The 9,006-nt window shown below is 74.3% G+C and carries 9 protein-coding genes; 7 read left to right on the forward strand and 2 right to left on the reverse strand.

Features of this window, described 5'->3' with window-relative positions:
- Positions 1 to 173 precede the first annotated feature (173 nt).
- From B0E53_RS29240 to B0E53_RS29265, 6 genes are all read left to right on the forward strand, one after another.
- Entirely contained in the window at positions 174 to 590 is a 417-nt protein-coding gene (locus B0E53_RS29240; protein WP_107078957.1) for a roadblock/LC7 domain-containing protein, read from the forward strand.
- Complete coding sequence (locus tag B0E53_RS29245; protein WP_107078958.1) at positions 580 to 969, forward strand: DUF742 domain-containing protein; 390 nt, start codon at positions 580 to 582, stop codon at positions 967 to 969. Before B0E53_RS29240 ends, B0E53_RS29245 begins: the two co-directional genes overlap by 11 nt.
- Positions 950 to 1,552 (forward strand): ATP/GTP-binding protein, encoded by a 603-nt coding sequence (locus B0E53_RS29250; RefSeq protein ID WP_107078959.1) that lies wholly within the window; start codon positions 950 to 952, stop codon positions 1,550 to 1,552. The genes B0E53_RS29245 and B0E53_RS29250 overlap by 20 nt, the downstream gene beginning before the upstream one ends.
- Before the next feature lie 126 nt (positions 1,553 to 1,678).
- Entirely contained in the window at positions 1,679 to 2,713 is a 1,035-nt protein-coding gene (locus B0E53_RS29255; RefSeq protein ID WP_210406258.1) for a lactonase family protein, read from the forward strand.
- Between the two features lie 178 nt (positions 2,714 to 2,891).
- Positions 2,892 to 4,646 (forward strand): VWA domain-containing protein, encoded by a 1,755-nt coding sequence (locus tag B0E53_RS29260; RefSeq protein ID WP_107078961.1) that lies wholly within the window; start codon positions 2,892 to 2,894, stop codon positions 4,644 to 4,646.
- A 213-nt stretch (positions 4,647 to 4,859) separates the two neighbouring features.
- Positions 4,860 to 6,344: a sugar transferase gene (locus tag B0E53_RS29265; RefSeq protein ID WP_107078962.1), complete on the forward strand. Its 1,485-nt coding sequence runs from the start codon at positions 4,860 to 4,862 to the stop codon at positions 6,342 to 6,344.
- A gap of 22 nt (positions 6,345 to 6,366) precedes the next feature.
- On the opposite strand, the gene B0E53_RS29270 is transcribed toward B0E53_RS29265, so the two are convergent.
- Positions 6,367 to 7,497 (reverse strand): PP2C family protein-serine/threonine phosphatase, encoded by a 1,131-nt coding sequence (locus B0E53_RS29270; RefSeq protein WP_107078963.1) that lies wholly within the window; start codon positions 7,495 to 7,497, stop codon positions 6,367 to 6,369.
- A gap of 95 nt (positions 7,498 to 7,592) precedes the next feature.
- Here B0E53_RS29270 and B0E53_RS29275 point away from each other — a divergent pair, with 95 nt between their 5' ends.
- Positions 7,593 to 8,117: a MarR family transcriptional regulator gene (locus B0E53_RS29275; RefSeq protein WP_107078964.1), complete on the forward strand. Its 525-nt coding sequence runs from the start codon at positions 7,593 to 7,595 to the stop codon at positions 8,115 to 8,117.
- A 27-nt stretch (positions 8,118 to 8,144) separates the two neighbouring features.
- Here the strand turns inward: B0E53_RS29275 and B0E53_RS29280 are convergent.
- Positions 8,145 to 9,006 (reverse strand): ROK family protein (locus B0E53_RS29280; protein WP_146167805.1); only part of this gene is annotated, 862 nt, incomplete at its 5' end.

Consider the following 9,006-nt stretch of genomic DNA (forward strand, 5'->3'; position numbering starts at 1 on the left):
GTCGTCGACAACCCGGCGCACCGCACGCCCGAGGAGGCCCGGCGGGCCATGTCCGCGCTCCAGGCCGGCACCGCCCGCGGCCGCCGGGACGGCGCCCGCCGCGCCGCCGAGCCCTCCCCTCCGGAGCCGGCGGCGGCTCCGGACCAACGAACCGCGACTGAGAGGGACGCCTAGTGGTGCACACGACGCGGCAGAACGCCGATCTCGACTGGTTGCTCGACGACCTGGTGGAGCGGGTGCCGGCCGCCCGCCAGGCGGTGGTGCTGTCGGCGGACGGCCTCCTGCTCGGTGCCTCCGCCGACCTGGACCGCACCGACGCGGAGCACCTCTGCGCCCTGGCCTCCGGCTTTTCCAGCCTCGCCAAGGGGGCCACCCGGCACGTGGGTGGCGGCGCGGTCCGGCAGACCGTGGTGGAGATGGAGTCGGCGTACCTGTTCGTCACGGCCGCGGGGCAGGGCGCCTGCCTGGCGGTGGTGAGCGAGGCCGACGCCGACATCGGCCTGGTGGCGTACGAGATGGCGATGCTGGTCATCCGGGTCGGCGAGAACCTCAGCGCACCGGCCCGCACGGCGGCGACCGATGCGGGCTGAGTCGCCGGGCCCGCAGCACGAGTGGCTGGACGCCGCCGCCGGCCCGGTGGTCCGCCCGTACACCCTCACCGGCGGCCGGGTGCGCCCGCCGGTCGACGGCTTCGACCTGGTGGCGTTCGTCCTGACGACGCCGGGGGCCGACCCGGCCGGCGTGCCCGGTCTCCAGCCGGAGCACCGGCGCCTCGTCGACCTGGCCCGGCGGCCGGCGGCCGTGGCCGACCTCGCCGCCGACCTCGATCTCGCCGTCGGCGTGGTCCGGGTGCTGCTCGGCGACCTCCTCGCCCGTGGGCTCGTCACGGTGCGCCGGCCGCCGGCCGCCGCCCACCTGCCCGACGACAACATTCTCAAGGCGGTGGTCAGTGGACTCCGTGCGCTTTGACCGGGAGCCGGCCGCGCCGCGGGTGCCGCTGGCTCTGAAGATCCTCATCGCCGGTGGCTTCGGCGCCGGCAAGACGACGCTGGTGAGCGCGTTGAGCGAGGTCCGGCCGTTGCAGACCGAGGAGGTGCTGACCGGCGCCGGCATCGGCACCGACGACGTCTCCGGGGTGGAGCAGAAGTCGACCACCACGGTGGCCATGGACTTCGGCCGGATCACCATCAACGACGACCTCCAGGTCTACCTGTTCGGCACCCCGGGCCAGGACCGGTTCTGGTTCCTCTGGGACGAGCTGGCGTTCGGGGCGCTCGGCGCGGTGGTGCTCGCCGACACCCGCCGGCTGGCCGACTGCTTCCCCTCGATCGACTACTTCGAGCAGCGGGGCATCCCGTTCGTCGTCGGGGTGAACTGCTTCGACGGGTCCCGCCGGTTCAGCCTGGAGGCGGTCCGCGACGCCCTCGACCTGGATCCGGACGTGCCGCTGGTGCTCTGCGACGCCCGGGACCGGCAGTCCGGGAAGCTGGTGCTGATCTCGCTGGTCGAGCACGTCGCGCGGCAGCGGGGCGAGCCGGTGCCGGTGGGCTGACCCGGTCCGCCCACCCGGCGCGGCCCGGCCCGGCCGGAAACCGGTGCCCCGGATGACGCCTAACGGGCCGGCTCCCCGGGAAGCCTCTGGTTGGATCGACGGTGGAGACGGCGGAAGGTGGGAGCGGTGACCGGGCAGGACGTGATCGTCCACATCGGGGGCTACACGGCGGAGACGGACGGGCGGGCCGAGGGCATCGTCGCCGCCCGGCGCGACCCGGCGACCGGCGCGCTGACGCCGCTCGGCACGGTGGCGGTCACCCCGTCGCCGTCGTTCCTCGTCCGGCATCCGGCGCTGCCGGTGCTCTACGCGGTCAACGAGTTGGCCGAGGGGCAGGTCAGCGCCTTCCGGGTCGGCCCGGGCGGCGACCTCGACCCGCTGGCCGTACGCCCGACCGGCGGGGCGGAGCCCTGCCACCTGGCGGTCGCCCCGGACGGGCGGCACCTGTTCGTGGCGAACTACGGCGGCGGGAGCGTGGCGGTGTTCCCGCTGGGCGCCGACGGGACGCCGGGGGAGCGCAGCGACCTGGTCCGGCACGAGGGGCACGGCGCCGACCCGGAGCGGCAGGAGCACGCGCACTGCCACATGGTCTCGCCCGACCCGGACGGCGGGCCGCTGCTCGCCGTCGACCTCGGCACCGACTCCGTCTACCGGTACGACCTCGACGCCGCCTCCGGGCGGCTGGTGCCCCGCGCCCCCCGGCTGCGGACGCCGGCCGGCGCCGGGCCGCGGCATCTGGCCCGGCACCCGGACGGGCGGCGCTGCTGGCTGGTCGGTGAGCTGGACGGGACGGTCACCGCGTACGACCTGACCCCGGACGGGCTGCACCAGCGGGTACGGGTGGACGCCAGCGGCCGGGTCGGGCACGTGCAGCCCTCCGAGGTCGCCGTCGGGCCGGACGGCCGCTTCCTCTACGTGGGCAACCGGGGGGTGGGCACGGTCGCGGTCTTCGCGCTGGCCGGGGTGGCGCCCGAGCTGGTGGCCGAGGTGGACACCGGGGGCGAGTGGCCGCGGCACTTCGTCATGACCGGCGAGCACCTCTACGTGGCCGACGAGCGGGCCGGCATGATCAGGATCTTCCGGGTGGATCCGGGCACCGGGGTACCCGAGCCGGTGGGCGAGCCGGTGCCGGTGGCGAGTCCCACCTGCATCCGTCCGTGACCGACCGGTGACCGGGACACCGTCCCCAGTGGAATTCGATCACAGTCGGATAACTGATCGCTCACTCAACGTAATGATTTGGCGATCAACTGTTTCTCCTGCGTAACTTTCGTCCGAACGGTTATGGCAGTAACCCCACGAGATACGCAAGATGGTCACCGTGTCTGGCCGCCATCGCATGCGTTCAAAGCTCCACGGGGCAGGCGCCGTCGCCGCGGCGACGGCGCTCGCTGTCGTCGTAGCGGGCTCCTGGTTCGGTTACCGGCAGCTGGCCGGGCCGAGCTGCTCGGGGCGGATCGAGCTGTCCCTCGCGGCGGCCCCGGAGATCGCGCCGGCCGTACGCGGGGCGGCCGACCAGTGGGTCGCCGACGGCGCTGCGGTCGGCGACACCTGCATCGCCGTGAACGTCTCCGCCGCCGAGCCGGTCGACGTGGCCGCCGCGGTGGCGAGCAAGCACGGCGCCACCCTGGCCGGGGTCGGGCAGGCCAGCGGCACCGCGGTCACCCCGGACGTCTGGGTGCCGGACTCCTCCACCTGGCTGGTCCGGCTCAAGAGCGGCGGCGCCACCGCCTTCGCGCCGGCCAACGGCGCCTCGATCGCCCGCAGTCCGGTGGTGGTCGCCCTGCCCGAGCCGGTGGCCTCCCGGATCGGTTGGCCCGACAAGGAGATCCGCTGGACCGACCTGCTGGGCCAGGTCACCAGCAGCAAGCCGCTACGCGCCGGGATCGTCGAGCCGACCCAGGACGCGGCCGGCCTGTCCGGACTGCTCTCGCTGACCGCCGCCGCCAGCGCCACCGGCGCCGCCGGGTCGCCGAAGGCGCAGGAGGCGATGGTCGGGGCGCTGCGGGCGCTGGCCACCAACCGCTCCTCGCTGCGGCAGGACCTCCTCGCCCGCTTCCCGCGCTCCACCGACCCGACGGCGATCGCCAACGGGCTGGGCGCGGCGGCGCTGTCGGAAGAGGACGTGATCGCCTACAACAACACCAAGCCGCCGATCCCGCTGGCCGCGCTCTACATGAAGCCGGATCCGATCGCGCTGGACTACCCGTTCGCGGTGCTGCCCGGCATCGAGCCGACCAAGGCGTCGGCGGCCCGGGTCCTCTTCGAGGTGCTGCGGACGTCGAGCTTCAAGAACCGGCTGGCGGCGCAGGCGCTGCGGGCCCCGGACGGCAACTGGGGCGACGGGTTCAAGGCGCCGCAGGGCGCACCGAGCCCGGCGAACGGGGGCGCGAGCGCCGTCCCGCCGTCCGGCCAGGGCGGCGCGACCGACCTGGACCCGAAGGCCATCCAGACGGCGACCACCACCTGGTCGGTGGCCACCCAGTCTGGTCGCATGCTCTGCGTCGTCGACGTCTCCGGCTCGATGAAGAAGCCGGTGGCGACCGCCAACGGCGCCAGCCGGGAGCAGGTCACCGTCGCCGCCGCGAGCCAGGGCCTGGGGCTCTTCGACGACTCCTGGTCGATCGGACTGTGGACCTTCTCCACCAACCTGAACGGTGCCCAGGACTACCGCGAAGTGATCGGGATCAAGCCGCTGTCGAGCAACCGGGGCGCCCTCCAGCAGGGCCTGGCCTCGATCCGGCCCTCGGACGGCGACACCGGGCTCTACGACACCATGCTCGCGGCGTACCGGAAGGTCCAGCAGGACTGGGAGCCGGGCAAGGTCAACTCGATCGTGCTGTTCACCGACGGCAAGAACGACGACGCCAACGGCATCACGCAGAAGGCGCTGCTCGACCAGCTCAAGAAGCTGCGGGACGAAGAGCAGCCGGTGCAGGTGATTATCATCGGCATCGGCACCGAGGTCAGCCGCGCCGAACTCAAGTCGATCACGGACGTGACCGGCGGTGGCTCCTTCGTCACCACCGACCCCAGTAAGATCGGCGAGATCTTCCTGCAGGCGATCGCGCTGCGTCCGCCGGCGCCGCGCTGATCCGACACACAGCGCACCCGTTCCGCCGTACCGGCAGATCCGGTACGGCGCAACGCTTCCCGGCCCCGGTGGCCGGGCGAGAACTGACGGTAATACGTCCGAAGCAATCGGTAACCATAATTGTCGAGGCAAGATGACCGGGTGCCCCGAACCGCGGATTCCCCACCGGGAACGCGCGGCGCGGGGTCGTCCTGAGCGAAGTGGGGAGGGCCGGTGACCTCGGCGACGCTGTTGACCCCAGCCAGCACGTCGTCGCGACCGGGTGGCGACCGCCCCGGTCCGGCGACCCGCGCCGCGGAGCGGGCCTACATCCGGCTCCTCGTGGTGCTGGACACCTCCGTGCTGGCCGTGGCCATCCTGATCGGCTACGTGGCCCGGTTCGGCGACGAGCAGCCGAGCGGCTCGGAGATCCCGTACGTGGTGGTCGCGCCCGCCCTGCTGCTGGTCTGGCTGGTCTCGCTCAAGGCGATGCGCTGCTACGACGACCAGGTGCTCGGCTACGGTGCCGACGAGTACCGGCGGGTCAACGCGGCGAGCCTGCGGCTGGCCGGCGGCATCGCCATCGCCGGCTACATCGCCGACGTCGGGGTCTCCCGGGGCTTCCTGGCCATCTCCTTCGCGGTCGGCACGGTCGGCCTGGAGGTGGCCCGGTTCGCCGCCCGCAAGCGGCTGCACCGCGCCCGCGACCGGGGCGCCGGCTGGTCCCGCAAGGTGCTGGTGGTCGGCGACACCGCGCACGTGCTGGAACTGGTGCACACCCTGCGCCGCGAGCCGTACGCCGGCTACCAGGTGGTCGGCGCCTGCATTCCCGACGCGCTGCTCGCCCCGGTGCCGCAGCGGCTGGGCGACGTGCCGGTGGTCGGCTCGTTCCGGGGCATCCCCGAGGCGGCCACCGCGATCGGCGCGGACACCGTGGCGGTCACCGCCTCGGGTGAACTCACCGCGGCCCGGCTGCGCCGACTGGGCTGGCAGCTGGAGGGCACCGGGGTCGAACTGGTCGTGGCCCCGGCGCTGACCGACGTCGCCGGCCCGCGCATCCACACCCGGCCGGTCGCCGGCCTGCCGCTGATCCACGTCGAGGCGCCCGAGTTCCGGGGCGCCCGCAAGCTGGTCAAGGGTCTGGTCGACCGCTCGATCTCGCTGATCGCCCTGCTCCTGCTGGCCCCCCTGGTGGCGGTGATCGCGCTCGCCATCAAGCTGGACAGCCGGGGCCCGGTGCTGTTCCGCCAGACCCGGGTCGGCCAGGGCGGCAAGGAGTTCGGCGTCTTCAAGTTCCGCACCATGGTGGTCAACGCCGACGCCCTGCTCGCTGAGCTGGCCGCGCGCAACGAGACCGACGGCCTGATGTTCAAGATGCGCGACGACCCGCGGGTGACCCGGGTCGGCAGGCTGCTGCGCAAGTGGTCCCTGGACGAGCTGCCCCAGCTGGCGAACGTGCTGCTCGGCCAGATGAGCCTGGTCGGGCCCCGCCCGCCGCTGCCCTCCGAGGTGGCCCGGTACGACGGCGACGTGGCCCGCCGGCTGCTGGTCAAGCCCGGCATGACCGGCCTGTGGCAGGTCAGCGGCCGGTCCGACCTGAGCTGGGAGGACGGCATCCGGCTGGACCTCTACTACGTGGAGAACTGGTCGCTCGCCGCCGACCTGACCATCCTCTGGAAGACCTTCGGCGCGGTGGTCAACAGTCGCGGCGCCTACTGAGCCGGCGGGCGGCCGGGGCGGGTCAGGGCTGCGGGCCGAGCCAGTCCAGGCAGACCACGACCGCGTCGTCGACCAGGTCGCCGGCCACGAAGGCACGCAGGTCGCCGATCAGCGACCGGACCGCGTCCAGCGGCTCCATCGGGCCCGTCCGCCGCAGGAAGCGGTCCAGCGCGGTCTCGCCGTAGCGGATCCGCTCGGCGGTGGCGTCGATCACCCCGTCGCTGACCACGAAGAGCCGGTCCTCCCGGTGCAGCTGGAACTGCTGCTCCCGGTAGTCGGTGCCCTCGAACATGCCGAGCGGGAACTGCTTGTCCAGGACCTGCTCGGTCACCTCGCCGTCGCGCAGCAGCACCAGGCGGGGCGAGCCGGCGTCGACCACGGTCAGCGTCCCGGTGGCCAGGTCCAGCTCCAGCAGCAGCGCGGAGAGGTGCTGCTCGCCCCGGTGCAGCTCGTAGATCGCCTGGTCGGCCAGGGCGGCCTGGTCGGCCAGCCCCAGCCGGGCGCGGCGGGCGTTGCGCAGCGCATGGGTGGCCAGCGACGTGAGCATGGCGGCGGCGACTCCCTCACCCGAGCCGTTGACCACCGAGAGCCAGAGCCGGTGGCCGTCGTCGGACCAGTCGAAGCCGTCGCCGCGCACCGCGTACGCCGGCTCCAGCTGGCCGGCGAGGCTGAACGAGGGGCGGATCCGGCTGCGGCCCGGCAGCAGCTCCCACTGCATCTCGGCGGCCAGGGTGAGCCGCCGGCTGCGCCGGGCGGTCAGGTAGATGTCGGTGGTGGCCGCCACGGCGGCCAGCTCGTGACCGAGCGCGGTGGCGACGGCGTCCAGCGCGTCCAGGGCGGCCGGGTCGGCCGGCACCGGCGAGAGCCGGAGCACCCCGCGCCGCTCGCCGCGCATCCCGACCGGGAACCAGCCGGTGCCCTCCGAGACGATCGGCTCCTGGTGGTCGAAGCACCGCCACGCCGGGTGCCCGGGGGTGACGATCGGCTCACCCCCGGCCAGCGGCAGCAGCGCAGCCAGCCGGTAGTCGACCTGGTACAGCTCGGTGCGGGTGATCCCGTACGACTGTTCCAGCTCGGTGGCGAGCCGGTCGACGAGCTGGTCCGTCGGCGCCTCGGTGAGGCTCCGCCGCGCCCGATCCACCGGTCCGCTCATCTTTGCTCCTTTGCACAGGTCGCCGGCCTGGTGAGCCGGGTAGTCTCGGGCGCACCATGGCCGAAGAACGCGGTCCCGACGGACCTGATGCGAGTATGGCCGCTGCCCTCGACGAGGCGGCGGGCACCCTGCTGGCTGTCTGGGAGGCGGCCCGGGAGCGGACCACGAGTCGGCTCTCCGGCGCCCAGTTGCGCGCGGTCATGGTCGTCGAGCAGTACGACGGGATCAACCTCCGCCGCCTCGCCACCCTGACCGACATGTTGCTCTCCTCCGCCAGCCGGCTCTGCGACCGGCTGGTCGCGGCCGGGATGCTGGAGCGCGAGCCGGGCCGGTACGACCGGCGGGAGATCGCCCTGCACCTCACCCCGACGGCCACCCGACTCCTCGCCGAGCTGCGCGCCGACCGGCGCCACCGGCTGGACCGGATCCTGGCCGGGATGAGCGCGGAGGGGCGGGCCGCGCTGCTGCGCGGGATGCGCGAGTTCGACGAGGTCGGCCGGCGCGGGGAGGCCGCCCCCGCGGAGGGCTGGCCGGTGCTCCAGCCCTCGGGGGACCGGATCGGCGACCCGCTGGCCGGGCCGGAGTCACCGGGCGAGCCGCCGGTGGCCCGCACCGCCTGACCCGGCCGGGTCACCCCGCCGCCACGATCAGCATGGCGATGCCGTCGTGCCCCTGGCCGTCGAGCCACTCGTCGACGAGGTGGCCAGCCAGCCGACCGGCCGCTCGACTATCCGGCGGATCACCGAGGCCGCCCCGCCGACCGCCGCGGAACGCGCCCCGAGCGCGGCCGGGCGCACCGTCACCGGCGACCAGGCGGCGGTGAGCACCCGCCGGGAGATCTCCTCGACCACCGGTGGCCGCAGCCAGGGGGCCAGTGGGGCGTATCCGCCGCCGAGCACCACGGTGTCCAGGTCCAGCAGGTTCACCACGCCCGACACGGCCACCCCGAGGGCCGTTCCGGCGTCCGCCAGCGCGGCCAGGGCGGCCGGGTCGCCCGCCCCGGCCAGGTCGGCCAGCCGGGTGGCGGCGGTGTCCGCCGGCAGGTCCGCGCCGGCCAGGCCGGCGGCGGCCAGGATCGCCTCCTGGCCCGCGTACCGCTCCAGGCAGCCCTGGCCGCCGCAGCGGCACGGCCGCCCCTGCGGCTGCACGGGGATGTGACCGATCTCGCCGCTCCAGCCGCGCGCGCCCCGGTAGAGCACCCCGTCGAGCACGATGCCGGCGCCGATGCCGATCTCGCCGGTGATGTGCAGGAAGCTGGCCGAGCCGGGCGGGCCGGCGTGCAGTTCGCCGAGGGCGGCCAGGTTGGCCTCGTTGTCGACCACCAGCGGGGGTATCCCGTCGACGGGCGCGGCGAGCGGGTGCCCGGCGAGCAGGGCGGGCACGTCGACGTAGCGCCAGCCGAGGTTGGGCGCGAGCCGGACCAGGCCGCCGTCGCCGACCAGGCCCGGCACGGCGAGCGCCGCGCCGGCCACGGTCAGCCCGTCGCGGACGGCGGCGGCGCGGGCCTCG

The organism is Micromonospora sp. MH33, assembly GCF_003013775.1.
GTDB lineage: Bacteria > Actinomycetota > Actinomycetes > Mycobacteriales > Micromonosporaceae > Micromonospora > Micromonospora fulviviridis.